Origin of the sequence: Streptomyces sp. NPDC048275 (assembly GCF_040652275.1) — a bacterium.
Classification (GTDB): domain Bacteria; phylum Actinomycetota; class Actinomycetes; order Streptomycetales; family Streptomycetaceae; genus Streptomyces.
Genome location: NZ_JBEZLR010000033.1, coordinates 51,156 through 75,199 on the forward strand (window position 1 = coordinate 51,156; position 24,044 = coordinate 75,199).

General features: G+C 68.1%; 23 protein-coding genes. 7 read left to right on the forward strand and 16 right to left on the reverse strand.

What is annotated here, in order from left to right:
• Positions 1 to 14: 14 nt before the first annotated feature.
• Positions 15 to 638, forward strand: coding sequence for a hypothetical protein (locus AB0D57_RS20950; protein WP_362074711.1), 624 nt, complete (start codon positions 15 to 17; stop codon positions 636 to 638).
• A gap of 30 nt (positions 639 to 668) precedes the next feature.
• Here the strand turns inward: AB0D57_RS20950 and AB0D57_RS20955 are convergent, their stop codons facing one another.
• Entirely contained in the window at positions 669 to 1,322 is a 654-nt protein-coding gene (locus tag AB0D57_RS20955) for an ATP-binding protein (protein ID WP_362074714.1), read from the reverse strand.
• A 203-nt stretch (positions 1,323 to 1,525) separates the two neighbouring features.
• Here AB0D57_RS20955 and AB0D57_RS20960 point away from each other — a divergent pair, with 203 nt between their 5' ends.
• Positions 1,526 to 2,410 carry a helix-turn-helix transcriptional regulator gene (locus AB0D57_RS20960; protein WP_362074717.1) on the forward strand — a complete coding sequence of 295 codons (885 nt, stop codon included), beginning with the start codon at positions 1,526 to 1,528 and terminating at the stop codon, positions 2,408 to 2,410.
• The gene (locus AB0D57_RS20965) at positions 2,407 to 2,610 is read left to right on the forward strand and encodes a DUF397 domain-containing protein (protein WP_362074720.1); all 204 of its coding nucleotides are present in this window, start codon (positions 2,407 to 2,409) and stop codon (positions 2,608 to 2,610) included. The genes AB0D57_RS20960 and AB0D57_RS20965 overlap by 4 nt, the downstream gene beginning before the upstream one ends.
• Before the next feature lie 443 nt (positions 2,611 to 3,053).
• On the opposite strand, the gene AB0D57_RS20970 is transcribed toward AB0D57_RS20965, so the two are convergent.
• Genes AB0D57_RS20970 through AB0D57_RS20985 form a run of 4 tightly spaced genes read right to left on the reverse strand, consistent with a single transcriptional unit; the run spans position 3,054 to position 4,898 of the window.
• A complete protein-coding gene (locus tag AB0D57_RS20970; protein ID WP_362074723.1) occupies positions 3,054 to 3,371 on the reverse strand; it encodes a hypothetical protein in 318 nt (105 codons plus the stop codon).
• Between the two features lie 17 nt (positions 3,372 to 3,388).
• Positions 3,389 to 3,781, reverse strand: coding sequence for a hypothetical protein (locus AB0D57_RS20975; RefSeq protein WP_362074726.1), 393 nt, complete (start codon positions 3,779 to 3,781; stop codon positions 3,389 to 3,391).
• A 26-nt stretch (positions 3,782 to 3,807) separates the two neighbouring features.
• Positions 3,808 to 4,554, reverse strand: coding sequence for a hypothetical protein (locus AB0D57_RS20980; protein ID WP_362074729.1), 747 nt, complete (start codon positions 4,552 to 4,554; stop codon positions 3,808 to 3,810).
• Between the two features lie 29 nt (positions 4,555 to 4,583).
• A complete protein-coding gene (locus tag AB0D57_RS20985) occupies positions 4,584 to 4,898 on the reverse strand; it encodes a type VII secretion target (protein ID WP_362074732.1) in 315 nt (104 codons plus the stop codon).
• Between the two features lie 46 nt (positions 4,899 to 4,944).
• Here AB0D57_RS20985 and AB0D57_RS20990 point away from each other — a divergent pair, with 46 nt between their 5' ends.
• Both AB0D57_RS20990 and AB0D57_RS20995 read left to right on the forward strand, forming a co-directional pair.
• Positions 4,945 to 5,280 (forward strand): hypothetical protein, encoded by a 336-nt coding sequence (locus AB0D57_RS20990; RefSeq protein ID WP_362074735.1) that lies wholly within the window; start codon positions 4,945 to 4,947, stop codon positions 5,278 to 5,280.
• A gap of 293 nt (positions 5,281 to 5,573) precedes the next feature.
• Positions 5,574 to 5,966 (forward strand): hypothetical protein, encoded by a 393-nt coding sequence (locus tag AB0D57_RS20995; RefSeq protein ID WP_362074738.1) that lies wholly within the window; start codon positions 5,574 to 5,576, stop codon positions 5,964 to 5,966.
• A gap of 364 nt (positions 5,967 to 6,330) precedes the next feature.
• On the opposite strand, the gene AB0D57_RS21000 is transcribed toward AB0D57_RS20995, so the two are convergent.
• Positions 6,331 to 6,855 carry a hypothetical protein gene (locus AB0D57_RS21000; RefSeq protein WP_362074741.1) on the reverse strand — a complete coding sequence of 175 codons (525 nt, stop codon included), beginning with the start codon at positions 6,853 to 6,855 and terminating at the stop codon, positions 6,331 to 6,333.
• 588 nt (positions 6,856 to 7,443) lie between these two features.
• On the opposite strand from AB0D57_RS21000, the gene AB0D57_RS21005 reads away from it, so the two are divergent.
• A complete protein-coding gene (locus AB0D57_RS21005) occupies positions 7,444 to 7,926 on the forward strand; it encodes a hypothetical protein (RefSeq protein WP_362074744.1) in 483 nt (160 codons plus the stop codon).
• A gap of 53 nt (positions 7,927 to 7,979) precedes the next feature.
• On the opposite strand, the gene AB0D57_RS21010 is transcribed toward AB0D57_RS21005, so the two are convergent.
• The 7 genes from AB0D57_RS21010 to AB0D57_RS21040 form a co-directional block, all read right to left on the reverse strand.
• Positions 7,980 to 9,920: an ATP-binding protein gene (locus AB0D57_RS21010; protein ID WP_362074747.1), complete on the reverse strand. Its 1,941-nt coding sequence runs from the start codon at positions 9,918 to 9,920 to the stop codon at positions 7,980 to 7,982.
• 81 nt (positions 9,921 to 10,001) lie between these two features.
• Positions 10,002 to 10,328, reverse strand: a complete 327-nt coding sequence (locus AB0D57_RS21015; protein WP_362074750.1) for a hypothetical protein — start codon at positions 10,326 to 10,328, stop codon at positions 10,002 to 10,004.
• Positions 10,329 to 10,365: 37 nt separating this feature from the next.
• Positions 10,366 to 11,127 (reverse strand): immunity 49 family protein, encoded by a 762-nt coding sequence (locus tag AB0D57_RS21020; protein ID WP_362074753.1) that lies wholly within the window; start codon positions 11,125 to 11,127, stop codon positions 10,366 to 10,368.
• 265 nt (positions 11,128 to 11,392) lie between these two features.
• On the reverse strand, positions 11,393 to 12,148 hold the full coding sequence (locus AB0D57_RS21025; protein WP_362074756.1) for an immunity 49 family protein: 756 nt from the start codon (positions 12,146 to 12,148) through the stop codon (positions 11,393 to 11,395).
• 98 nt (positions 12,149 to 12,246) lie between these two features.
• The gene (locus tag AB0D57_RS21030) at positions 12,247 to 17,346 is read right to left on the reverse strand and encodes a toxin glutamine deamidase domain-containing protein (RefSeq protein WP_362074759.1); all 5,100 of its coding nucleotides are present in this window, start codon (positions 17,344 to 17,346) and stop codon (positions 12,247 to 12,249) included.
• A gap of 119 nt (positions 17,347 to 17,465) precedes the next feature.
• Positions 17,466 to 17,642 (reverse strand): hypothetical protein, encoded by a 177-nt coding sequence (locus AB0D57_RS21035; protein WP_362074762.1) that lies wholly within the window; start codon positions 17,640 to 17,642, stop codon positions 17,466 to 17,468.
• 167 nt (positions 17,643 to 17,809) lie between these two features.
• Positions 17,810 to 18,472 carry a hypothetical protein gene (locus AB0D57_RS21040; RefSeq protein ID WP_362074765.1) on the reverse strand — a complete coding sequence of 221 codons (663 nt, stop codon included), beginning with the start codon at positions 18,470 to 18,472 and terminating at the stop codon, positions 17,810 to 17,812.
• Between the two features lie 107 nt (positions 18,473 to 18,579).
• Here AB0D57_RS21040 and AB0D57_RS21045 point away from each other — a divergent pair, with 107 nt between their 5' ends.
• The gene (locus AB0D57_RS21045) at positions 18,580 to 19,008 is read left to right on the forward strand and encodes a hypothetical protein (RefSeq protein WP_362074768.1); all 429 of its coding nucleotides are present in this window, start codon (positions 18,580 to 18,582) and stop codon (positions 19,006 to 19,008) included.
• A gap of 72 nt (positions 19,009 to 19,080) precedes the next feature.
• On the opposite strand, the gene AB0D57_RS21050 is transcribed toward AB0D57_RS21045, so the two are convergent.
• The 3 genes from AB0D57_RS21050 to eccCa all read right to left on the reverse strand — a co-directional run bounded on the left by AB0D57_RS21050 (position 19,081) and on the right by eccCa (position 24,042).
• Complete coding sequence (locus AB0D57_RS21050; protein WP_362074771.1) at positions 19,081 to 19,398, reverse strand: DUF397 domain-containing protein; 318 nt, start codon at positions 19,396 to 19,398, stop codon at positions 19,081 to 19,083.
• Positions 19,399 to 19,517: 119 nt separating this feature from the next.
• Positions 19,518 to 19,925: a hypothetical protein gene (locus AB0D57_RS21055; protein ID WP_362074774.1), complete on the reverse strand. Its 408-nt coding sequence runs from the start codon at positions 19,923 to 19,925 to the stop codon at positions 19,518 to 19,520.
• A 172-nt stretch (positions 19,926 to 20,097) separates the two neighbouring features.
• Positions 20,098 to 24,042 carry a type VII secretion protein EccCa gene (gene eccCa, locus AB0D57_RS21060; protein WP_362074777.1) on the reverse strand — a complete coding sequence of 1,315 codons (3,945 nt, stop codon included), beginning with the start codon at positions 24,040 to 24,042 and terminating at the stop codon, positions 20,098 to 20,100.
• Positions 24,043 to 24,044: the final 2 nt, after the last annotated feature.

Consider the following 24,044-nt stretch of genomic DNA (forward strand, 5'->3'; position numbering starts at 1 on the left):
GAGGTGAGCGACGAGTGAGCATGAACCTGAACAACAAGGGCGGCTTCGATGGCCCGGTGGCCTGGGAGGGACCCGGCACCGCCAGTGCCCTGTCCCGCTGGGCCGCAGGGCAGCTGGCCAGGTTCCTCGGCTGGGTGGCGCTGTGGTGGGGTGCGGTGTTCGTCACGGCCGGGCTGCTGCCCGTGGGGGCAGTGGTGCCCATGACGGTCGTGCTGGCCGTGCTCATGTACAACGCCGTCATGTCGCTCATCAAGCTGTGCAGATTCGGGCGGATGCGCCGGATCCTGACGGTCTACCCCTGGCGTCAGCAGCCCGGTGGCGTTCGGTACGACGCACGGGGGCGCAAGGCTTCTTTCGTCCTGCCCGATCCCGACCGGCCGGAGAAGACGGTGTCGCCGAAGATCTCCGGATTCTTCTTCCGGCCCTGGGACCGCATCGCACGCAAGGGCTTCGACGGTGACCTGTGGTACGCGGGCGACCCCCGCTTCGCTTGCGTAATCGCCAAAACCGGTCTGAAGACGCTGACTTACGCTGCCCAGCCCAGCGCGTTCAACCACCGCACCTCCCCCCGCCGCAAAGGTCTCAGCCCTGAAGCCCGCCGCCGCGCCCGGGCCATCGGTGCGCGGGTCGCCGACTGACGCAGTCCGACAGCGGAGCCGCTCGGCCACTCACTTTGCACCGTCTCCCGCGGAGCCGCACTGACCATGTCGCCCTCCACTCCGCATGATCAGCGGCTCGGCGGCGTCCAGGCGCACCGTAGGGCCGTAATCCAGCCGCAGCACCATGACGAACCCGCCCGAGGTAGACCGCTCGCCCTGGACACTGCGGACTGTTCGCCACGCTCCCCGCAGCTTGACCTCATCTCCGGCGTGGAGCGTTACGGCCGCGATCTCTCTCTCGACCTGGACGGCCGCGATGTTCGGGGCTTTGATCTCCGCCCAGACCGTCTTCCCAATATCGCCTTCGCGTTCCTGTACACCCCAGCGGTGGGTCAGCGCCTCCACCAGCAGCAGCCCGCGTCCGCCGGCGTCGTCCTCGCTGGGGTTCCGCACCTCTGGTCGGCCTTCCCCGGCGTCGCACACCTCCAGCCGCAGCAGCCCGTCCTCCTCCGAGTGTGTGATGTGCACACCGACTTGGCGGTCGCGTGGTGCCCGAGCCCGTAGGGCGTTGGTTACCAGTTCCGACAGGACCAACTCCGCCGAGTCGAGGACTTCTTGATCGATGAGCCAGTCTCGGAGCATCGCGTAGAGCAAGGCCCGCGCTCTGGGAACGCTGCTGCGGCGACGGGGTAGCCGGAAAGAGACTTGGTTCGGTACGGCCACTGGCAGCCCCCAAGGGAGTCGACGTTCGACCGGGATCCCCTACAGAGAAGGCCAGTTAGGCAGCGGGACGCCGGTGTCCATGGGCAGCAGGATGGATGCGCACCGGGCGAGTCTGCAACGTTTCCATTTGAGTTGATGTCGATATTCCCTCTTTCGAGTTAGGGACGTTTCGCCGGACCTGTTGCTCTGCTAAATGTGTTGGCATGCTTGTCAAGAGCGTCACCCCAAACCCATCGACCGTCCTCGGGCGCCAACTCGGCGACGAGTTGCGCCGGTTGCGAGAGGAGGCGGGGCTGACGACGGTCCAGGCCGCCGATGCTCTCGACTGCACCAAGGGCAAGATCAGCCGTATCGAGAACGGGCGGGTGGCGGTTCGGCTTCCCGACCTGATGGCCATGCTGCAGGCGTATCAGGTGTTGGACGCCGAGCTCCGTGAGCGGCTGACCGTACTGGCCCGCAAGGCCAACCGGCGTCGCAGGCAAGGGTGGTGGAACCAGTACAGTTCCGTCCTCGCTGACACCTATCGCGACTACATCGCCTTGGAGGCCATGGCGGAGTCCATCCGTACCTTCCAGGCACAGCTCGTCCCCGGCCTGCTCCAGATCCCGGAGTACATCAGGGCCGTGACGGTGGCATCACGGCAATGGGATTCGGGGGACGAGATCGAGAAGTTCGTGCAGGTGCGCCTGGCTCGTCAGCAGCGTTTGACCGGCGACTCACCTCTACGTCTCTGGGCAGTTCTGTCGGAGGCCGTACTGCTCCAGCAAGTCGGCGGGCCGCAGGTGATGAAGGCGCAGCTACAGCATCTTCTGGACGCTTCGGAGCGCCCCAACGTGACCGTCCAGGTACTGCCGTTCTCCCGTGGTGCCCATGCGAGTATGTTCGGCCCGTACGTGGTGCTGGGCTTTCCCGAAGAGGGAGCGCTGGACGTGGTGTTGGCGGACAACCCGACCGGATCCACATGGCTGGAGCGAGAGGCAGAGGTCGCGAGATACCGGGACCTGTTCGACGCCGCACGCACATCCGCTCTCTCTCCGGTGGAGTCCCGCGCCCTCATCCAGCGCAGGGCCAAGGAGCAGGGACCATGAGAACCACACGCCGCAGCACGCCGGATCTGTCGGGCGCGAGGTGGCGCAGCAGCACGTACAGCGGCGGCAACAACGAGTGTGTCGAGGTCGCGGACGACCTCCCTCGCATAATCCCCATACGCGACAGCAAGCGCCCGACCGGCCCCGTGCTCGCCTTCAGCCACCATGCTTGGAGCGCCTTCCTCGGCCACCTGCGGTGAACGGCCGTACGGGACAGCACCGGGCTTGGCGGACCAGAAAACAGGGGTGGCGCCCGAGTGATAACCGGTACTGGGGACAGACGGCTAGGGTTGCAGTTCATGGACATGACCGTGCTCTTGTACTTCCACTCGGAGCCCTTCTTGGACACCCGATCGCGGTACTCCAGGGGGTAGGTGTGCAGCACCTTCTCGCATACCCCGAGCCGCGACCCGTGGCGCAGCCGGAGTGCCAGGAAGATCAGCACGAACAAGGCGGCCGGGATACCGAACGCGGGCAGGGCGGCGCCATAGCCGACCAGGTGCGCCACGAACGGCACCGCGAACAGGACCACGGCGAGTGCGAGGCGCGTGGCGATGTGCCTGTACAGCAGCGTGCGGTTGTGCTTGAGCACCTGCGTAACGTCGGGTGCCACGGGCGGATTGTTCATGAGAGGGTTTCGTCCTTATCCGAAGTCGTTGCGCATGGCTGCCTCGACTGAGCCCGCCCGCGGCTCGCTGTCCGGTGTCGGCTCCGGCTTCGTCGGGTCGGTGAACGTCAACGTACGGGCAACCCCGAGAAGGATGTCCTGGTACACGTCCGCGAGATGGAGAGCGGGCGTCACCAGCTGGACCATGATGATGTCGGGCGTGCCCAAGCCGGTGACGGCGACCGTGCCTTGCCACACGTCCCCGCGCAGAGGGCCTTCGGGGCTGTCGGGGTCCCTGCCCGGCGCGACGGCGCGCTTCTTCTCCCCCGCGACAGCAACTCGCCGACGGGGCACGGGAGTTCGTCGCAGTACTAGAGTCGCCAGTCGCGGCCGCTGTGTCGGGTGCCGGGGCGGGTTGCCTGTTGTTCCTGCCGCTCCTGTTCGATCTCCTCGCGCTGCGCCTCGAGATAGCGGAGGGCTTCGGTCCGCTGCTGCTCCCGTTCCTCCGGGGACTGCTGCTCGTACGCTTCGCGCGCCTGGGCGATGCGCTCGCCGAGTGCCTCGGAGTACGGCCCGACGCGCAGCGCCTCACGCAGGCCGATGCGGCCGGAGAGAACCTCCCGGGCCATCTCCTGCAGGGCGCCGTTGCCCGACTGGCTGTCTGCCAGCCGCTGAAGCGATTTGCGCAGGGCCCTGGCCCGGACCTCGTCATGCGTGATGTCCGTCAGGTCGGCATCGCCGATCTGACGTTCCTGGTCGGCCATGCTTTGCGCTTCCTTTCGCCCGCGTCCTAAGCGACGGCTGGATTGTCATAGGTGGCGCCGACCTCGGGGAAGTTCTGGAGGTGGCTGTAGACGGCCGCGCCGAGGCCCTCGAGTGTGCCCACCCCGCCGTTGACGATGGCTTGGGCAGTGCCGAACATCTGGGTGGCCTCACCCCACATCTTCAGGATCCGGGTGACCTCGAGGGCGGCGAGGCCGTAGCCGATGAGGGCGCCCGCGCCGGTCCACGACAGCAAGGTGCCGGCGGCCAACTCGATGCCCACGATGATCAGACCGTCGATGATTCCGCCGATATAGCCCTTGATGCCCTCCGCGGCCGAGTACGCGGCGTGCGCGAGGTACTTGTAGGTGTCGGCCAGGGAATCGAAGGTCTGACCGCTCTGGTTGAGGTTCTTGGCCAGTTCGTCGAAGTACACGTAGGCCGAGTCGGCGGCGTTGCCGTTCCACGTCGAATCCAGCGCCTTGTTACCGGAGCTGAGATTGTTCGCGATGTCGTCGCAGGCCTTGCCGATGTTCTGCCACACTTCGGCACACTTGGCGAAGGACTCCCAGTCACCCGCGAACCACTGGATCACTTCGTCGAGCGGATTGAATCCGAAGACTGCGTTGTACGCCTCGGTGATCCAATACGTGGGGCTCACCAGGTCGCTGGCGTCATTGAAGAGATCGAGCAGCGCGCCCTGCGAGAACTCCTCGGGCGTATTGGGCGGCGTCAGACGGCTCGTCGGCTCGGCGGTGTCGGTGAACCCGGACACTCAGCATCCTCCAGGCATGTGAGCGGCGATCAGCGCTTGCTGGTGGGGTAGGTGGCGTCGAGCCCGGCCGCGTTGCCGTGATCGGTCTCGCGGTAGTACGTGGCGCTCTTGGACAGTTCCTTCTCGGAGGCACGCAGCACGGACTCCGCCTTGGTGAGCGCCGCGCTCACGCGTTCCAGGACGCCGCTGTGCGCCCCCGCGATCAGGCCGAAGAGGCCTTCGTTGGACACCGCCACATTGCCGTGCTGCTGGGCGTAACGACCGGTGTGCTGGAAGTCCTCGGCGGCTCTTCCCACCTGCGAGGCATAGCTGTCGAGATCATCCGGTTGAACGTCGAATCCCATGTATGCATCCCGTGTCCGATTCTGGCCCTGCGGTACGTTACCCCACATGCCGAACCGAAATAATGATGACCTCCAGGGGGAACTGAACCGGTCCCCGTTGTCCGCGGCGTACGGCCAGGAACCCCGCGCCGAGGTGTGGCACCGGATCAGGATCAACGTCCTGGGGCTCTCGCTGCTGCTCGCGGCGATGACTGGTCTCGGCTCCCTCGCCCTGCTGTTCGTAGGCGGAGGCATCTTCGTCGGTGTCGTCGGTTCGCTGCTGATGGCAGCGGCCGCGACGGGCGCGATCAGGGGCTATCGACGTCGTGAGTGGCCGTGGTCGCTCGGCGCCCTCGCCGTCGAGGTCGCCTGGTTCGCGGTGCTGACGGTGGTCCTGAACTGAGCGGCGTCAGAGCTTGCGCGTGACCTCGGTCGCCTACATACGAAGCCGGGCCCACCCTCTCCGAACCCAGCGGTTGTCGCAATGCCGTCGAACAGGACAAGGCCACTGATCGTCTGATCGTCGTGAGCGCGCTGCCAGAGGGAATCATCCGCCGCGAGGCTCGCCGGCCGGTGCGTACGACAGTGGCAGTGGAGGGGAGGGGAGAGCCCGTGGGAACACGCCATGAGGCGGGGGGGCAGGGAACGTCTCCGCGCCCCCGTCAGGCATGGCGTCGACCGCTAGGCTCCGCTGCCATGACAACGCATGACGGTGAGGCGGCGAACAGGCCGGACAGGACGGATGGACAGCCACTTTCTTCCGGGGGTGGCGCGGACGAGCTGCGGACACAGTTCCAGGCTCAGGGCCGACTGGGGCTCGTGGAGGGACGGCGGCGCGACGCGCGGCAGGCACGTCGGATGTACGTGGCGTTCGCCGGGTTGGTCGCCGTCATGTGCCTCGTCCTCATCGTCGTACGTCTTGGCAGGGGCGACGCGGTGGGTGTCTGGGTCGTCACGTATGCCGTTGGCGTCGTCGTCAGCGGTTCGGGTGCTGTGCTCGCCCGGATCGGTCGCACCCGTTGGGCGATGGCTGTCGCCTGTATCGCAGTAGCGTTGGCGAGTCTCGGCGACAACCCCACTTTCCGCTGAGACAGGTCGACTGAAGGCAGTTGTCCGAAGCCGTTTTTCTCGTGCCAACGAAGCCGGTAAGAAGAAGTAGCTGACCAGGAAGGACACCCTGGCTCCATCGAGGCCCACGCCGAGCTGTCAGTCGATGTGAGGGTGCCGTGTTGGGGTAGCTCACCTCGCACTGCTGCACCGTCAGGGTGCCGTGCGTGCCCGCCCATCCCGCCAGGTACGCCCCCTCGTACGCACCCCATCCGCTCAGGGCGAGGCCCGCGAGGAGGAAGACCAGGCCGTCCGCGCGTCCGAGGCGGCCCATCAGGCGCGGTGTCAGGTGCCGGGCTACCGACCGGGCCTCTGGCGGCGGCCCGGACCAGTACCTGGCGAAGAGTCACACCTGACGGCGCTTGTTACCGACGACGTAGGCGAGGCCCCAGGCGGCGGCTGCGGCGACCACGAGGCCGAGCGGGGAGAACCAGTCGACTCCGCCGCCGGTTTGGTCGTTCCACCAGGCCTTGGCCGGGAAGAAGGGCTCGTACTCGAACATGTCCCAGACAGCGGTGGGCGATTGGCTCTCGGCGATGATGAGCGGGAGGGCGTTGGCGTAGCCGAAGAAGGCGCCGAGCGCGGCGATGACGGCCCCACCGATCTGGGCGCCGTTGCTGCGGTGAGCCACCGAGCCGACCAAGGCGCCGACAATCACTCCGTTGAGGAGCGCGTGGGCCAGGTAGAGGGTGTTGGCCGCGGTGAGCGACAGATCCTTGTACGTGGCCAGGACGAGACCGCTGTAGAGCAGCGAGACGACGACAGAGACGAAGAACCCGAGGAGGACCGCGCCGACGGGATGCCCGCTCGCGTTCGGCTGCTGTCCGAAGGGGGGCGCCTGGAACGGCGGTCCGGGCTGCATTGGGTACATCGGTTGCACCGGCGGCTGCCCCGGGACAGGCGGCGGTCCGACCTGCATCGGGGGCTGCCCAGGGGCAGGCGGCGGTCCGAAACCCGGTGGCTGGTGCGGTGGGGCGGGCTGGGTGTACGGGTTGTAGGGGTTCTGCGGTGGCTGTGCCGGCGGCGGTGGCGGTTGGAACGGCGGCTGGCTCATTGATTCCCCCACGGAGCGAACTGGCAGGAGCAGCAAGCTATCAGTGAGATCAGGAGGGGGTTGTCGGAGCCAGAGTGGGCCGCGTGGAGGGCGCCGAGGGGCAGGCACGACAGGGTGCGGGCCGGGGCGGGGAAGTGCGGGCCTGCACTTGGGGCTCGACCGGTAGGGACCCAGCCAGTCGGTTTCGCTTCCGCTTCGGCCGATCCAAGCAGCTTGACCTGCACGAACCGACCTCGCCAAGATCTTCGGAGCCAGGCGGGCCACACGAGCACCACGCAGAGGAGCGGGACAGAGTTGAAGACGGACGCGAGCGTCGGAGGGAACCTGCGGAAGGTCGGAACGGGAGGGTCCGACGCCGGTCCCGCTGCCGCGAAACGGGGCGTCGGCGGCCGCGTAGGGGCCGGGGTGCTGGGCGTCCTCATCCTGCTCTTCGGCCTGGTCCTCATCGGCGCGGGCTATGAGGAAGGCCCCGGGAAGGTGGCCGACGGCACGCCCGGGACGATCACCATCGAGCATTGCGGCAAGGATGTCAGCGGGGAGGACGTGGAGTGCTCCGGCACCTTCCGTTCCGACGATGGCGGGCTCCGCTACGACGTGGAGGACTTCGAGCCCGGTGCGGACTACGACGAGGGCGAGAAGGTTCAGGCGGTGGCCTTCAGCCCGGTGTCGTTCGACCGCGGCACCTACGTGTCGTTCTACGTCGAGGGCGCGCGGTATTGGTGCGTCGCTGCGGCGATGTTCGGCGTGGCGCTGTTCATGCTGAGCTCCGCATTCCGTTCCGGTAGACGCCCTATGCGGCGTGGGATGGCCATCACCGGCGTCAGCCTGCTTTTCGGCGGCCTGCTGGGCTGTGGCCTCTGCGCCCTTGCGAACTCCGTACTCATGTAGGTCGTTTCGGGCGGTTGGGATGGCTGACCCTGCGGTGCGTAGGGTTGCGTCCGCTACGAGGCTGTCGTCGGGTCCGTCCGGTGGATGCGGAGGGCCTTCGTTCCGCGTTCGGTGGCGACGAGGAGGATGCCGTCGGGGGACAGGTCGGCGGTGGTGAAGGGCGTGTCCGAGATCAGCGTGGCCACGACCTCCTCGCTCGCCCGGTTCCAGACGCGCAGGTAGTCGGCGCCGCGGCTCAGCCCCAGTGGGGCGGTGGCCCGCTCCTCCTCGGAGGGTCGCAGGACCTGCGTCGGGTCGGGGGCGGTGTCGGTGTCGCCGAGGTCGTCCGTCCGTAGGAGGCCGTGGACGAGTACCGCGGAATGGGACGTGCCGCCGGGTTCGCCGACCGAGTGCGCGCCGGGCGTACCCGCGGGAACGACGAGAACGGCGACGGGGGTGGCCTGCCCCCGGGGACGGGGCAGGCTGCCGACGGTCACGGCGGTGATGCCGGGGACGGGCAGGCTCCACACGGTCTGCCAGGGCAGGTCGAGGCCGAGCCGGTGGATGGCGTCGGCGTAGTCGGGCAGGCTGTCCTCGACGAACGCGGTCTCCAGGAGGGCGGCGCGCAGCACGGCGGGTGCCTGGGTGCGGGTCAGCAGGGGGGCCGTACGCAGGTATGTACGGGCCGGTGCGCCGAGCTCATCGGTCGGGATGGCTTCGACGGCGGCGCGTAGCGGCACCGGGTCGGCGTGTACGAACAGCCCTGGGTCCGTGAGGAGTTGGGGCAGCAGGCCCGCTTCCAGGGTGTGGCCCGCGATGTGGTCGCGTACGTAGGGGTCGGCCTTGCTCCAGTCCTGCTCCGGTACGGCCTCCAGCAGGGCCATCGCGATCTGGGTCTGAGCCGCGCGGACGTTCGGCAGACCGGCACGGATCTCGTCACCGATGGCCGGGTGCAGGAGCTGGAGCAGCGTACGTGTGCCGCCGTCCCCGTCCGACTGAAGCGATTGGACGAACGGTCCGGTCAGCGCGCTGCTGCCCGCGATGACCCCGCTCATGTCCTTGCCTGCAACGGCGTTGACGAGCTGCGCCCAGATGTCGACGGGCAGACCGTCGCCCTCCGCGAGGGCCAGAGGCGCCAGGAGGTCTCGCAGTGTCTGCGGGTCGGCTCCGAGGCGGCGGGCGTGCAGGTCGAGTGCCTGGCCGATGGACGAGGGGAGGAGGGCATCGTCGCGCGGGGCGACGGTACCCGGACTCGTCAGGATGCTCTGCACGGCGAGTTCTACGGTGAGCGGACTGGTCCCGGCTCGGCGTCCGATCGCCTCGGCGAGAGACCGTCGCGTCGTGGCGTCGGTGGTGAACGGCATGTCCCGTGCGCCGAGTTGAGGGCTGAGCAGAGCCTCGGCCTGCAGCACCAGGCCCTGCGGGTCTGCCCATTGCGGTGCATCGAGATCGATGACCTGCACGGTGCCGACAGGGAGGCCGGCTGCGAACTCGTCTGCGAGCCGGCGAGGCAACTCAGTGAGCAGGTGGACCGTCTCGATCGCGGCGAGAGGCTTGAGTACCTCTTGCGTGAGCCGGGCTGGTTCGCCCGTAGTGCGTACCGGTCCGGCCCGGTCGACGTCCGGCACTACCACGGTCACGGGGCCCGCGAGGGCGGCCAGCTCGGTGAATACGCCCGATACGTCGTCGGCCTCCAGGCCGAAATGATCGACGAGAAGCCAGACGACCTGGGCCGCGGTCATCCCGGCCGCCCCCGGCACGGCGGGCGCGGGCCGCTCGGGCGGCACGGTCGACGGGTCGAGGTCGTCCAGGGGGAGCCGCTTGCGGTACTCGGGGTCGCAGAGCATCAGGAACCCGGTGAGCAGATGTGATCGACCACTGCCCGGGTCTCCCGTCAGGACCAGGACGCGCGGGGTGCCCGGCCACTCCGCCCGCCAGGCGGCGAGGGCGCGCAGCACTGCAGTGCGGCCGCCTATGTAGGGGTGCGGTGCGTAGCCATCGGGTGCGCCGGCCATGGGTATCAGTCCTGGTTGGGGTGGTGGGGCGGTCGAGGGAGAGCGGTGCGGAGGGCTTGCCCGGGTGGGCCTGCCCGGCCGTCATGTGTTGCGCGTGCGGTTCTTTCGGTACAGCGCGATGGCCTGCTCGATCGGGTAGTTGGGGACGGTGACGGTTTCACCGGTCTCCTTCGACACCACGATCTTGGCTCCGCCGGGTGGGGCGGGCTGGGGGCGGCCGGTGGGGTCGGTGCGGGGTGGGAAGACTGCGTACACCAGGTAGCCGATGTCGAACTCGTGGACCTGGAGTTCGGCGGGGGTGCCGTCGGGGAGTTTGGGTTGGGCGTAGCGGGTGCGGACGATCTCGATGGCCTGGTCGGGGGTGGTCGGTGGGCCTTGTGGTGCTGGGGCGGGGATGTCCGGAGCCATGTGTTTCCGTTCTGCTGCTCGGGAAGTCTGGTTGGGGCTACGTGGGGAATTCGTTGATCCGCGTGCCGGCGATGAGGTGTTTGGGGAGGTATTCGGACTCGACGGTGATGGTGAAGCCGGCCTGGACGGCGAGGCAGGTGAGGGCCAGCGGGCCCAGGGCGATGAGGCCTTGGGATTCAAGTTTGCGGTCTTCGTTGCGGGTCCAGTAGTCCTTGTGCCATTCGATGGCCTTGGCCAGTTCGGCGTTGAACTTGTCCTGGTCGCCGCGTGCGAGCTGGGTCAGGAGATTCATGGGTGGATACATAATCTGGAGGACGCCGTCGCGTGGTGCGTGCTGTAGGACGGCGGGGACGGTTCCGTCGACCGCGGCCACCAGTTTGTCGCCGAATTCGGGGCGCTTGAGCCAGTAGGCCTGCAGTGCTTCCACCCAGTGGTAGATGTACTCGTCGAAGACGCCGTCGGCTTGGCGAAGTTGTGAGACGGGGAACTGGCACAGTTCGGTCATGCGTTTCTTTTCGCGGCAGATGCAGGCGAGCCAGAAGGCGTTGAGCCAGTTGCCGGCGTGAGCGCGGGGCAGGGCGCCGGCGCGGATGGTCCGCATCTTGTGATCGATGCGGTACTCGATGCTGCCGGTCGTGGCCTGGGTCGATGCGAAGAGGGCGGAGCCGACCTGCATGGCGGTGACGCAGGTTTCCCAGGTCTCGAGTTTGTCGGCCTCCGGGTCCAGCGCGCAACGCAGGCCGAGGGTCTGGACGGCGGAGGCCAGAGTGTTCGAGAACCACGAGGGTTCGAGAACCACGAGGGTTCGTTCTGAAGGGCTTCTACGTTGCGCCAGAAACGCTTGGCATGGGGTTCCAGGACCGACACAACATTTCGCGTCGGGAACTCATGTCGCGGAATCTCCATCGCGTTCCTTCTCCGCTTCCGTTCTGATGTCGATGTCGATGTCGATGTCGTGGACGTTCGATTCGGCGGGGGCCCGTCCGGAGGTTTGGGTTGGGCGTAGCGGCTGCGGACGATGTCGATGGCCTGGTCGGGGGTGGGCGGGCACTCCTTGCTGGGGATCAGGTAGGGAAGTCGCCGACGCGACCGCGTTCCAGCAGGTACTTGGGGATGTATCCCGACTCCACCTCGATGGCGATGCCGCCGTCGTAGGCGAGGCAGGCCATGGCCAGGGGGCCCAGTGCGACGAGACCGCTCACCTGCGCAGCCGTCGACTCCTCTGCCGTCCAGTATTCCTTGTGCCATTCCAGGGCCTTGACCAGTTCGACGTTGAAGCGCTCACCGTCGCCTCGGACGAAGCGGTAGAACAGATTGAGCGGGGGATACAGGACACGCAGCATCAGACTGCGGTCGGCGGCCTGCAGAACCTCGGGATCCGTGCCATCAATCGCGGCCACCAACTTGTCGCCGAGAGCGGGACCTTGCTTCCAGTACGTCTGGAGCGTGTCGACCCAGTCGTAGATGTACTCGTCGTACACCGCTCCGGACTCGCGCAGCAGCGAGATCGGGACGTTGCTCAGCTCTGTGAGTCGTTCGCGTTCGCGGCAGACGAGCGCCAAGTAGAAGGCGGTGAGCCAGTTGCCCGCGTTGGCGGGCGGCTGCGGGCCGGTGGAGCGGATCGTGCGCAGCTTGCCTGAGATCAGGCATTCCACCGTGTCTTCCGATGAGGTGGCGGCCCGGAACAGAGCGGATCCGATCTGCATGGCCGCGACCCAGGCCTCCCAGGTCTCGATGCGTGCGGCGCGGGGATCGGGGGCGCAATGGTTCTTGGCGTTCGCCAGTGCCCTGTTCAGACCGGTGTTGAACGTGCTGGGCATGGTTTCGAGCTTCCGGACCCGCGCTTCGGTGTCGTCAACGAGTGCTTGCACGCTGAAAACACGGTCGGCAGGCACCTCGTGACGTGTCACTTGTGTAGTCATTCCTGCCTGTCCTCCGGCTTCCGGATGTCGAAGTACTCCATGGTGAATCCACCGTACCTCTTGCGTTCGCGGGGTCCTTCGTCGCCGACGTAACCACCTTCGGTGTTCCCGTTGTTGGCTGCATCGTTGGCTTCGGGATCGGTCTCGACCTTGGATTGCACCAACACGTACTGGACGTTCCCCAGTTCGTAAGCGGTCTCCAGCTTGTCGGCGATTGCCTTCTGTTCTGGGGTTCCGTCCTGCATCTGCATGTAGATGGTTTCGAAGTATTCCCGGGTTCCCTGCATCACCTTCTGGCCGGTATGGCCGTTGCGTGGACCGAGCTGACCAGTGGGAGCCTTGGCTTCGACCACGATGTAATGGCCGGGATTGTTCGGGTCCTCATAGATCTGGTCGAACTGATCGCTGCCGTTACCGGTTCGTGGTACGTCGACCAGAATGTATTCAGGGTGCTGACTGGCCATCGCGTGGTGCAGCGCTGCACTCTCGCCGTGGCTTTCACCGATATCGCGTACCGCGGAATGCGTGTCCGAGTAAACGCGCTTGGCCGCCTTGTAATCCTCCGAGTCCTCGCCGTGGTCTTCCTTCGCCTCCAGCTTTGCGGTCTCGGCGATGCGGTCAGCCTGGAGCGTCCACTCGCGGTCGTTGGTCTTCGCATCGAGACCGGCAAGATTCTCCGGCGTGATGAGGCCCTCGTCGCGGCCCAGGTCGACGGGCGGATGCGTCTCTTTGGGCATGTAGTCGGGCTGGACCGGGGGAGGGACATCGCTGGCCGCGATGAACTTGTCCTCGTCGTCGGGGTAATCCGGGTCCCGCTTGAGCTGCGGAAGTTCTCGACCGTCGACTCTTTCGCCCAGGGTGTTGCGCTGGCCATCCTTGCGCCAGTACAGCTTGCGGTTCTCCCTGCTCTCATTGGCGAAGTCGACCATCCTGCGGATGAAGGCCTTGTCGTCATCGTTGTTGCGAGCAGCGGGTTCGGCGGGCCCGCGCGGCGGGGTGGTGCCGTCGGAATCGGGCCTGTTCGTGGACGTGGTGCTGTTGTCCGCGATGGGGCCGTACAGCGGGTCCCTGCCGCGCGTGGAATCCTTGATGTAGCTGGTCGTGTCGGCGTTCTTGCCGTCCGGCAGGCTCTCGCGCCTGGGGACTGCGGAGTCCTTGTTCATGTCGCTCGGGCGGTCGCGATGGTCGTCCGTCGGCGACTGGTTCGGGTTTTCCGGACGTGTCTGGTCCGGGGTCTCCGACCGTGGATCATCGGCATGATCGGTGCGCGTCTCGTCCGGCCGCTGTGTGGTGTTCGGGCTCCGGCTGTCGGGGCGCTCGTCGGTCTCCGGCCTCTTCTGCGTGGGGGTGTCCCGATGCGGGTCCGAAGTACGAGGGTCCGAAGTACGAGGATCGGACGTACGCGGGTCCGCGGTGCGCGGGTCCGTGGCCCGGGGGTCCGTGTTCTGTTGGTGCGGGATGGATGTACGCGGATCCGAGGGCGTGGTGTTCTGCTGAGGTGTGTCCCGGTTGGTCGTGGGGTCGTTCGGGGTGTCCGTCGCAGTCCGGGTGAGAGGCGTGCTCTTGTCCGGCGTGCCGTTGTCGGATGTGGTGTCGGTAGGCGACTGCCGGTGTTCCGAGGGGGAGTCGGGGTGCGTCGCTACGTCCGGGCGTGACTGCTGGTCCGGGGTACTCGGTGTCCCCTGGGACGGCTCACGGCCATCGGGCGTGCCATCCGGCTTGGACGTGTTCGGGTCGGCCGTCGACGGCTGCGCGGGGTCCGCATTGTTCGATGCGTCTGGGGACGGCGGGACTGTCGGCTTGGGGGAGTCGGTTCCCGTGTCCGTGTTGTCGCCCTGCGTCGGGGTGTGGCCAGGGCCGTCGTTCTGCGGATTCTGGTTGTTCTCCGGCTGCCCGTTGTTCTCGGAGTTCTCCGGCTGGGACTCGTCGTCCTGCTGGTTCTGCGACTCGTCGTTCTGGCTCGCGGAGTCGGTGGCGTCCGGCTGGGTGAGGTCTATCGGGTTCCGGTTGGCGTCCAGCGGGATGTGCCAGACGTGTTCCGCGTTGTCGATGTGGAGCGGCTGGTTGCTGACCTCTCCGCTCTGGGTGTCGATCCAGACGATGTTGCCGTCGTGGTTGACGACGTTGAAGGCGTGGCCGCCCCCGCCGGGCCAGTCGACCTGGACGATGGCCGCCGAGCCGGGGCCCGCTTGCTGGAGGACCGACGCGATGTTGTTGGCGGTGTCGGGGTCGTTGCCGGGGCCGGCGTAGGTGTGTGCGGCGCCCGTCCAGCGGATCTGGTTCTCGTTGGCGTTGTCCTCGGGGGACCAGGGGTCGGGGTTGCCGTGTTCGTCGGTGTCGAGGGTGCGGGGGGCGGAGACCTGGGGGTTGCCGTACCAGGTCTCCAGGAAGGAACGGGAGCAGTCGGCGCAGTTGTTGCTGCGGCCGGGGACTTCGTTGCCGCCGTCGTTCTGGAGTTGGGTCCAGGGGCCGAAGGGGTCGGGGAAGCGTTCCGGGGTGCCGTCTTCGTTGTGCGGGACCGCGTCGGCCAGTGCCTGCTGGTCGTCGGGGTCCGGTTCGGACAGGCCTCCCGGGTAGTGGTCCAGGTCGGCGCGGATGTCCTCCAGGCTGTCCTGCTGCGGGTGTTGCTGGTTCTCGGGGGACCCGGGGTCGGCCTGGGGCGAGCCCGGCGGCTGCGGCGTGGCCGGGGTTGCGTGTGACGGTGGCGTCGAGGAACTCGGGGTGGTGATGACGGTGTGGATCGGGACCGCCGTCACCTGCTGTTGCTGTTGATGCTGCGGGTTGGGCGGTGTGTTCTGCGGCGGCGTGTTGGGCTGCGCGGCCGGCTGCTGCGGGGTGCTGGGGGTGTTAGGGCTGTTGGGCGTGCTGCCCGCGGGCTGGTGAGGTGGCCTGGCGGGGGTGGAGCCGGTGCCCGGCTGGTTCTGGGTGCCGAGTGTGCCGGGGGTGCTCGTGCCGGCGGCGGGGCCGGGCTGTGTTGAAGCGTTCGGGGTGTTGCTGCTCGGCGTCGAGGCGCGCTCCGGTCCGGCGCCGGACGACGTCGAGGGCGTCGTCGTCGGGGTGCTCGTGGACGGCGATGCGGTCCTGGAGGGAGTCGACTGGGCCGGGTTCTGGCTCGGGCTGCTCGTACTCGAGGTCTGGCCCGGGGTGTTGCGGGGCGAGGTGCGGTCGCCCGGCGTCGTACCCGGAGTGTTCCGGGATGGAGTACGGTCCCCCGGCGTCGTACCGGTGGAGTCGCGCGGCGAAGTACGGTCGCCCGGCGTCGTACCCGGAGTGTTCCGGGGTGCAGTGCCGTCGCTCGGCGTCGTACCCGGGGTCCGCTGCGTCGGTATTCGGCCGTCCGGCGTGCCAGGCGTACGACCGTCCGCCGTACCGGGAGTGCGGCCGTCCGGCGTCGGGGTCGGGGTGCTCCGGGGCGTCGTCGGAGACGTGGGGCTCGGGGTGGACGCAGGTCCGGTTCCCGTAGGGGAGGGCGTACCGGCGGAAGGGTTCCTCGCCGCGCCCGCGTTGGGCGTCGGGCCGGTCGGGCTCGTGGCGGACGCGGTGCTGCCGGCCGTACCCCCGACGTGGTGCGAGCCGGCCGCAGCACCCGCGGTGGAAGGCGCCACGGGCGACGTCGGTATGGCCGAGCCGCCATCCGCGCGGCCCCCGGTACCCGCGGGGGACGGGTCGCTCGTCGTCGGCGTGGGAGCCGCGTTCGACTGGGTGGGGACGCTGGCGGCCAGGCTGTCGATCGAGGTGCCGATCGTGCCGCCCCCTGGCGAGGACGACGTAGCGCCGGATGATGCGGGGGTGGGCGCGGACTGGGCGGTCGGTGAGGAGAGGCCGGAGACGGAAGAGCCGCCGCTGGTCCCCGATGGGCCTGACGTGCTCGGACTGCCGGAGGCGCTGCTGGTGTCCGGAGTGCTGGGCGAGGCGCCGCCGGGGGTGGGGTCGTCGAAGTCCGACAGGGACGGCCCTGACAGTGACGGCGTCGGCCTCGAGTACGGCGTGTCCGAGGAAGACGGACTCTCCCCTGAACCGGAACCGGAACCGGAACCGGAACCGGAACCGGAACCCGAGTCGGAGTTGGGGCCGACACCCACATCCGGCGTGCCGATGCCGGCGCCGCCGCTGTCGGCAGATATCCCGCCGCCTATGTTCGCGCCCGGGCCGGTGCCGGTGCTCGTCCGCGTAGAGGTAGAGGAGTCCGATCCCGGCGAGTCGGAATTCGAGGCATTCGAGGAATTCGAGGAGGAGTTGGAACTCCCCGAGTCGGAGTCACCGCTACCGTCGCCGCTGTCCCGGCTCCCGCTGCCACCGTCTCCGCCATCGCCATTGCTGCCCGGCATCCCCGACGACCCGTTGTACCCGTCGATGCGGTTGTCGATCGCGTGATGGGCACGGTCGCCCGCCTTCTTGCCGAGGCTGTCGCGCACTCCCTCGGCCAGGGTCTGCGGGGTCTGCTTGAGGGCGTCCAGGCCGCCCTGGGCGCCGGCCTTGGCGGTGTGGGCGAGGTCGTACCCTTGCTGGGCGCCGAAGCCGACGTTCACCGTCTGCCGGACGAGGTCGGTGATGATCGCCTCGATCGCCGAGACCGCGGGCTCCTTCATCGCCTCCACGATCGCCTCGATCAAGGCCTGTTTGAGCTCGTCGAGGAGGCGGCGCACGATCAGGCGGGCGGCCTGGGTGGCACCGAGCGCGCCGACCTCGGACAGGCCGAAGGTGAAGGGCGCGGCGGCCTGAGCGGCGATGATCTGGATGGCCAGGGCGATCAGTTGGGCGATCACCGCCCATTTGGCGAACTCGACGAGGTAGGCGCAGGCCTCCATCACGTTCGCGATGATGTGGGCGGCCTGGGCGGCGTTCGCGAGGTAGCCGTCGGAGCCGCCTCCGCCGTCGAACTTGGCGTACGTCTTGCTGAACGCGTCGATCGATTGGCCGGAGTTGTGGGCGGTCACGGTGCGGGCGCTGGCGTTCGCCGAAGTGTGCAGCCCGGTGACGTCGTCGCCGAACTTCCGCCACAGTGCGGCCGAGTCTCTGAGCTTGTCCTCGTCTGCCGTCGGCCAGTTGTAGCCGAGCATCTGGAGAACCCATTCGAGCTCGTCCGGCAGCATCATCGACACAGCAGAAAGCACCCCCGTCAGACAACACGGCCGTACAACTCCCTCACTCATCAAGGGAAACCACATAGCTGTACAGCGGTGCGCACAGCTTACGGAGTCACCCGCAGGCAACTTCAGAGGGTTGCTGTCACAAATCTGTTGCAGGTCAACGCTGTTGTCCGGAGCGGCAGCCCGCGGCACGGCTTTCCGTTTGCGACCCACAGGCTGGTGTGATCGACGAGGAGCCTGGTGCGGCGGTTCACCCGGTAGGCGATGAACACGAACACGCCGAGAACACCGAGCGCCAGCATGAATACGAGGCTCGCGTACCCCGCGACGCTGCGCGAAGTTGACGGGGTGCAGGCCATCCTCCGGCGTCAGCCGGGTCGCCACCGGGTCAGCTGACCAGGAACCCGTCTCAGACGAATCAGCTGACCAGAAACCCGTCTCAGACGAATCAGCTGACCAGGAACCCGACTCAGACGAAGTAACTGACCAGGAACGACACCCCGGCCCCCACAAGCCCCACCCCGATCATCCCGATCACGACCGGCCGCGTCACTCCCCGTCCCGACGCCGCCCCCTCCCACGCCGCGTCGAACGAGATACGGCTCTGGCCGAACGGAGCGAAACCGGTGAGGAGACAGAAGGCGCCGAGGCCCGTGAGGACCCAGCCGCCGAAGAAGGCGCCGAACCAGCGCCATGCCCGGTCCATGCCGGTCTGGACGTAGTCGGCATCCGTGGCGGTGTCCGTCGTCGGCGGGTCCGTCTGCTGGACCGACAGTTCGGTGCCCTGCGCAAAGCGTTGTCTGACCTGCACCGCGGCGTTGGCGTCCGTGCTCTTGCCGTCATCGGAGGCGAAGGTGCCCTCGCAGCGGACGGGGCGGCGGTTCTTGCGGCTGCTGCGGGAGGCGTTGTTCGGGTAGCTCACGTCGCAACGTTCCACTGTCAGGGTGCCGTGCGTGCCCGCCCAACCCGCCGCGTACGCCCCCTCGTACGCGCCGAATCCGCTCAGGGCGAGACCCGCGAGAAGGAAGACCAGCCCGCCCGCGCGCCCGAGGCGGCCGAAGGCCCGTCCGACGAGGCCGGCGAGGGAACGGTCGGTTCCGGTGCCCTTTCCTGTGCCTTGCGTTCGAGCCATGACAATGCGGCCCTTCTCCTCTTCGGTAGTGGGGGTCAGCATGGCATCTGTACGTGACAGGAGATACTGCGAGTGCTGAGAGGTAACGAGCAGCGAGGAGAAGCGAGATGGCCGGTCAACCAGAGAACTCACCGAACCCGCAGGGCTCTTCGCCGGACCGCGGTGTGCTGGACGAGGCACTCGAACCGGAGCAGATACGTTCTCTGAACTCCGCCCTGCGCAAGCTGTCCGGGACCGACAGCGTCGGCAAGGACATGCAGGAGGCGGCGAAGAAGCTGCTCTCCGGCCGCCTTGCCCTGCGCGACGCCCTGGACGACCCGGCGGTGGCACGCGCCCTGGGCGGAGGCATGGAGTCTCTGCGGGGTAAGTGGGAGGCCCTGTCCGAGGAGGAGCGCGACCAGATCAGGCATGGGGAGACCCCTGCGAGCGGCGGCCCTTCCTCGGGGTCGTCCGAGCCGGGGAACCCGGAGGGTCAGGGCTCGCAGTCCGCGAAGAAGAGCCAAGGGCGCCACAGCGGCGGGTTCTCGCTGTACTGACCTTGGAGCACGGCGTACGGACACACTCGCGTACGGGGCTGATGGCCGAGCCGGCCCGGTACTGGTCGCGTCCTAGTCGGCCGACACGCCACCGTTGTGCGGCGCGGGTTCCAGGTCGAACTCCCCGTCCCGCGCCCCGAGTACGAACGCCCGCCACTCCGCTTCGGTGTACCGCAACACGGTGTCGGGGTCGAGGGACGAGCGCATGGCCACCGCGCCCTGAGGCAAGTATGCGATCTCGACTCGCTCCTCGTGCGACTCGGTACCGGGCGCGGAGTGCCACTCGGCCCCCGAGATGTCGAGGGCGTACAGCTCGTCCCGCTCCCGTTCCTTGCGCGCCTTGATGTCCTCGACCTGAGTCTCGACCTCGTTGTCCCGTGCCTCGGTCATGCTGCTGAGCCTCTTCCTGACGTGCGAACGAACGGTGTGGCTCACCCTACTGGCGCGGGTGGCGCTCACGCTGCGGAAGCGGAAGGTCACTCACAGGCCGCAGGCCGCAGCCCACGGACTCAGAGTTCTCCATCCTGCCGACGACGCTCATGGTGCACGCCCGTCACCATCTCCACCTGGCCGTCGTACTTGGTCGTCAGGTCCCGCCAGGCGGCGTCCTCGTCGCCCTCGTTCTGCTCGTGCCGCACGCCCATCTCCGTGAAGGCCAGCCCTATCCCCGCGAGTCGTTCCGCCAGGCTGCCCATCGACTGGTACATGCCGTCACGCAGGCCCTCGTAGACGACCCCGAACTTCTCGCCGATGTCGTCGTCGCCCCAGGGCGGAGTGGCACCGCTGCCGCCCTCCAGCGCGGTCAGGCCGGTCTGCAGGGCCTGCACCGCCTTGCTGAAGTCCTGGCCGACCGTGAACATGTTGAAGCCCTCGGTCTTGAGGACCTCAGGATCGGCCTGCAGCCCATCGTCGGCCACAACTGCCCCCCGTGACTCGGTTCTTCTGAAGCAACGTCACCCTAACGGGCGTGCGGTAGCCAGAACCAGAACGAGAACGAGAACGAGAACGAGACCCACCCTCCCCGCACACACAGCAGAGGGGCGGCACCCACCCGGGTGCCGCCCCTCTCGGCGCTCAGCCATGCAGAGATCAGTGCCGCGCAGGCATCCATCCCGTCTGGATCAGCTGCCCACCCCGTCGCCGGGTGTGGAAGTGCCCGCGCCCGGGCGGCAGTTGCGACGCCGTGATGTTGCCCAGCAGTGCCCCCTCGGTCCGGTCGCCGGAGAGCACGATGCCCTGGGCGCCGAGCTCACGCAGACGCTGCATCACCGGCTCGTACAGCGACCGGCTGGCACCGCCCGAGGCGCGCGCGATGATGATGCGCAGGCCGACGTCACGGGCGAAGGGCAGGTACTCGAGCAGCGGGGTCAGCGGGTTCATGCCGGTCGCCACCAGGTCGTAGTCATCGACGATGACGAACGCGTCCGGGCTGTTGTACCAGCTGCGGTTGCGCAGCTGTTCCGGCGTCACGTCCGGGCCCGGCATCCGGCGGCCGAGCGAACCGGCCAGGCCTTCCAGCGTCTCCGTCAGAGCGGGCGCCGACGCGCAGTACCGCGACAGGTGCGACTCGGGCACGCCCTCGAGGTGGGCGCGTCGGTAGTCGCCCATGACGATCTTCGCCTGCTGCGGCGTGTAGCGCTCGGTGATCTGCTTGATGAGCAGCCTCAGCACCGCGGACTTACCGGACTCGCTCTCACCGAACACGATGAAGTGCGGGTCCGTCTCGAAGTCGACGAAGACCGGCGCGAGCGACGACTCGTCGATGCCGATGGCGACACCGCGGTCCGGGTGCTCGAGGCCCTTGGGCAGCCGGTCCGAGGGCAGGAGCGTCGGCAGCAGCCGTACGGACGGAGCGGGATTGCCCTGCCAGTTCTCGTTGATGCCCCGGACGAGGATCCCCGTCGCCTCCGACAGGTCCTCCGTCTCCGAGGAGCCGTCGACCCGGGGCAGCGCGGTCATGAAGTGCAGCCGGTCCGTCGTCAGACCACGGCCCGGCACGGTGGCGGGCACGTTCTGCGCGACCTTGCGGTCGATCTCCGACTCGGTCGGGTCACCGAGCCGCAGCTCGATGCGGTTCTGCAGCATGTCCTTGAGCGCGGGCCGCACTTCGGTGTAGCGGCTCGCGGTCAGGATCACGTGCACACCGAAGCCGAGGCCACGCGTGGCGATCTCGGTGACGGTGGACTCGAGCAACTCGTAGTCCGTCTTGAAGGTGGCCCAGCCGTCGATGACGAGGAAGACGTCTCCCCAGGGCTGGTCGGGCAGCTGGCCCGCGTTCCGGCGCTGACGGTAGGTCTGGATCGAGTCGACGTTGTTCGTGCGGAAGTACTCCTCGCGGGCGTTGAGGATCCCCTCGACCTCGCTGACCGTACGGCGCACCTTCTCGGCGTCGAGCCGGTTGGCGACCCCGCCGACGTGGGCCAGGTCCTCCATCGCGATCAGACTGCCACCGCCGAAGTCCAGGCAGTAGAACTGCACTTCGGAGGGGGTGTGGGTGAGCGCGAACGACGAGATGAGCGTACGCAGCAGAGTCGACTTGCCGGACTGCGGACCGCCGATGAACAGACCGTGGCCCGCACCACCCGAGAAGTCCCGGTACAACACGTCGCGCCGCTGCTCGAACGGCTTGTCGACCAGTCCGACGGGCACGTTGAGCCGCCCGAGCGCCGTGTACTCGGGCGCGGTGAGGCCGCGCTCCGGTGCGACGGCGAGCTGGGGGAGCAGCTGCTCCAGCGAGGGCGCCTCTTCGAGCGGGGGCAGCCATACCTGGTGGGCGGGCGGTCCCTGGTTGACCATCCTGCCGACGAGGACGTCCAGGACGGTGTCGGCGAGCGCGTCGTCGACCCTGTTGTCGGCCTCCGGCTCGTCGATCACCGGCTGCGGGGGCAGCGCCACGTGCTGCGCGGTGAAGAGCGCGGGCCGCAGCTGGGTGGAGCGGTGTACTCGGGACGGGCCCTCGCCGTGGTACGGCCCCGACACGTACGCGGCCTTGAAGCGGACCATGGTGTCGGTGTCGTACCGCAGATAGCCGGAGCCGGGGATCGACGGCAGGTGGTAGGCGTCCGGCACACCGATCGCCGTACGGGACTCGGCGGCGGAGAAGGTCCGCAGACCGATCCGGTACGACAGATAGGTGTCCAGGCCGCGCAGCTTGCCCTCCTCCAGGCGCTGCGACGCCAGCAACAGGTGCACACCCAGCGAACGGCCGATGCGGCCGATCTGGATGAACATGTCGATGAAGTCGGGCTTGGCGGTGAGGAGTTCGGAGAACTCGTCGAGCACGATCACCAGCGAGGCCATCGGCTCGAGCGCGGCGCCCGCGGCCCGGGCCTTCTCGTAGTCGTGCAGGTTGGCGTAGTTGCCGGCCGTGCGCAGCAGCTCCTGACGGCGCTGCGTCTCACCCATGATCGAGTCACGCATACGGTCGACGAGGGTGAGGTCGTCGGCGAGGTTGGTGATCACGGCCGCGGTGTGCGGCATGTCCGCCATACCGGCGAAGGTCGCACCGCCCTTGAAGTCCGCGAGGATGAAGTTCAGCGTCTCCGAGGAGTGCGTCACCGCGAGACCGAGCACCAGCGTGCGCAGTACCTCGGACTTGCCGGAGCCGGTCGCGCCGACGCACAGGCCGTGCGGGCCCATGCCCTCCTGCGAGGCCTCCTTGAGGTCCAGCATGACCGGCTCGCCGGCCTCGCCGACACCGATCGGCACGCGCAGCCGCTCGTGCAGGGTGCGTGGACGCCAGGTGCGGGAGACGTCGACGGCACCCGCATCGCCGATGCCCATGAGATCCGTGAAGTCCAGGTTGGACAGGAGGGGTTCGCCCTCCTCCGCGGAGCCGACCCGGAAGGGGGCCAGCTGCCGGGCCAGGGACTCGGCCTGCGCCGCGCTCAGCACGTCGGGCTTGCCGGTGTACGCGGACTCGTGGCCGACGAACAGCCGCATCCGGTCCGGCTTGGCGTAGATCGTGAGGCCCGCGCGCAGCTCGTCCTCCATCTCGCCGGGGGCGATTTCGAGGAAGGTGACGCCCTGGAGGCCTTCGGAGCTGGCGAGTTCGGAGTCCGGCGGCACGGTGCCGCCGTCGAGCACCACGATCAGGTGCGGCTGGTCGTAGACCGGGTTGGCATCCCGGTTCCAGCGCGGCCGGTCGTCCAGCTGGTCCGCCAGGGCCTCTTCCAGCTCACCGAGGTCGTCGAAGAGGAGCCGGGTCGAGCCCGCTCCGTCCTTGACCTTCGGGTGCTGGCTGTGCGGCAGCCACTTGATCCAGTCCCAGTCCGCCGTCGCGGAGGGATGCGCCACCACGGCGACCATCAGGTCCTCGGGCGAATGCAGCGTCGCCAACTGGCACAGGGCCGCACGGGCGTTGGCGTAGACACTGTCGGTCTCTCCGCACACCGTCACGTGGTAAAAGGCGCGCAGCGAGACGGAGACGGGCAGGTCCGACAGGCTGCCGTGCGCGTCGAGGAAGGCCTTCATGGCCGCCGCGGTCAGCGGCTCCAGCTCGTCCTTGGGCGCCGTCTCCGGGGCGACGAGCGGAGTGTTCAACTGCTGGATGCCGCGACCGATCCGTACGGAGGCGAAGTCCGCGTCGGTCGGGCGCCGCTCCCACAGCCGCTTGCCGTCGGCCGCCACCGCCCACAGCTGCTCCGGGTCGGGATGCTGGAAGAGCTGGCTCCACCGCTGCAGCTCCGCGGTCTTGTGCACGTCCTTGCGGACCTGTTCGAGATAGCGGAAGTAGTCACGCCGGTCCTGTGCCATCCCCGCGCCGCCGCCCTGCCGGGACTTGGCGAACTGGGCGATGGCCATGGCCAGCGTCGATGCCAGCATCAGCCCGCCGACCACCCTCATATAGGAGGGCAGGCCCGGCATGAAGAAGAAGCCGACGGAACCCAGCATGCCGAACATCGGCAGCAGGTTCATCAGCATGCCGTCGTCGCCCTCACGTGGGATCTCGGGCGGCGTCTCCAGCTTGACCTCGCCGTCCGGGACAACCGGGGGCACTATCCGCGGTGGTCGTTTGATGATGACGACGCTCACCG

Excerpts from the sequence above, each read along its gene's own strand:
- AB0D57_RS21000 (WP_362074741.1), bottom strand. The coding sequence starts at position 6,855 with ATGTACCCAATGCAGCCCGGACCGCCGTTCCAGGCGCCCCCCTTCGGA.
- AB0D57_RS21030 (WP_362074759.1), bottom strand. The coding sequence starts at position 17,346 with ATGATGCTGCCGGACGAGCTCGAATGGGTTCTCCAGATGCTCGGCTAC.
- AB0D57_RS21035 (WP_362074762.1), bottom strand. The coding sequence starts at position 17,642 with ATGCTGGCGCTCGGTGTTCTCGGCGTGTTCGTGTTCATCGCCTACCGG.
- AB0D57_RS20960 (WP_362074717.1), top strand. The coding sequence starts at position 1,526 with ATGCTTGTCAAGAGCGTCACCCCAAACCCATCGACCGTCCTCGGGCGC.
- AB0D57_RS20965 (WP_362074720.1), top strand. The coding sequence starts at position 2,407 with ATGAGAACCACACGCCGCAGCACGCCGGATCTGTCGGGCGCGAGGTGG.
- AB0D57_RS20995 (WP_362074738.1), top strand. The coding sequence starts at position 5,574 with ATGACAACGCATGACGGTGAGGCGGCGAACAGGCCGGACAGGACGGAT.
- AB0D57_RS20990 (WP_362074735.1), top strand. The coding sequence starts at position 4,945 with ATGCCGAACCGAAATAATGATGACCTCCAGGGGGAACTGAACCGGTCC.
- AB0D57_RS20975 (WP_362074726.1), bottom strand. The coding sequence starts at position 3,781 with ATGGCCGACCAGGAACGTCAGATCGGCGATGCCGACCTGACGGACATC.
- AB0D57_RS21040 (WP_362074765.1), bottom strand. The coding sequence starts at position 18,472 with ATGGCTCGAACGCAAGGCACAGGAAAGGGCACCGGAACCGACCGTTCC.
- AB0D57_RS21045 (WP_362074768.1), top strand. The coding sequence starts at position 18,580 with ATGGCCGGTCAACCAGAGAACTCACCGAACCCGCAGGGCTCTTCGCCG.
- AB0D57_RS21050 (WP_362074771.1), bottom strand. The coding sequence starts at position 19,398 with ATGACCGAGGCACGGGACAACGAGGTCGAGACTCAGGTCGAGGACATC.
- AB0D57_RS21010 (WP_362074747.1), bottom strand. The coding sequence starts at position 9,920 with ATGGCCGGCGCACCCGATGGCTACGCACCGCACCCCTACATAGGCGGC.
- AB0D57_RS20985 (WP_362074732.1), bottom strand. The coding sequence starts at position 4,898 with ATGGGATTCGACGTTCAACCGGATGATCTCGACAGCTATGCCTCGCAG.
- AB0D57_RS21015 (WP_362074750.1), bottom strand. The coding sequence starts at position 10,328 with ATGGCTCCGGACATCCCCGCCCCAGCACCACAAGGCCCACCGACCACC.
- AB0D57_RS21025 (WP_362074756.1), bottom strand. The coding sequence starts at position 12,148 with ATGCCCAGCACGTTCAACACCGGTCTGAACAGGGCACTGGCGAACGCC.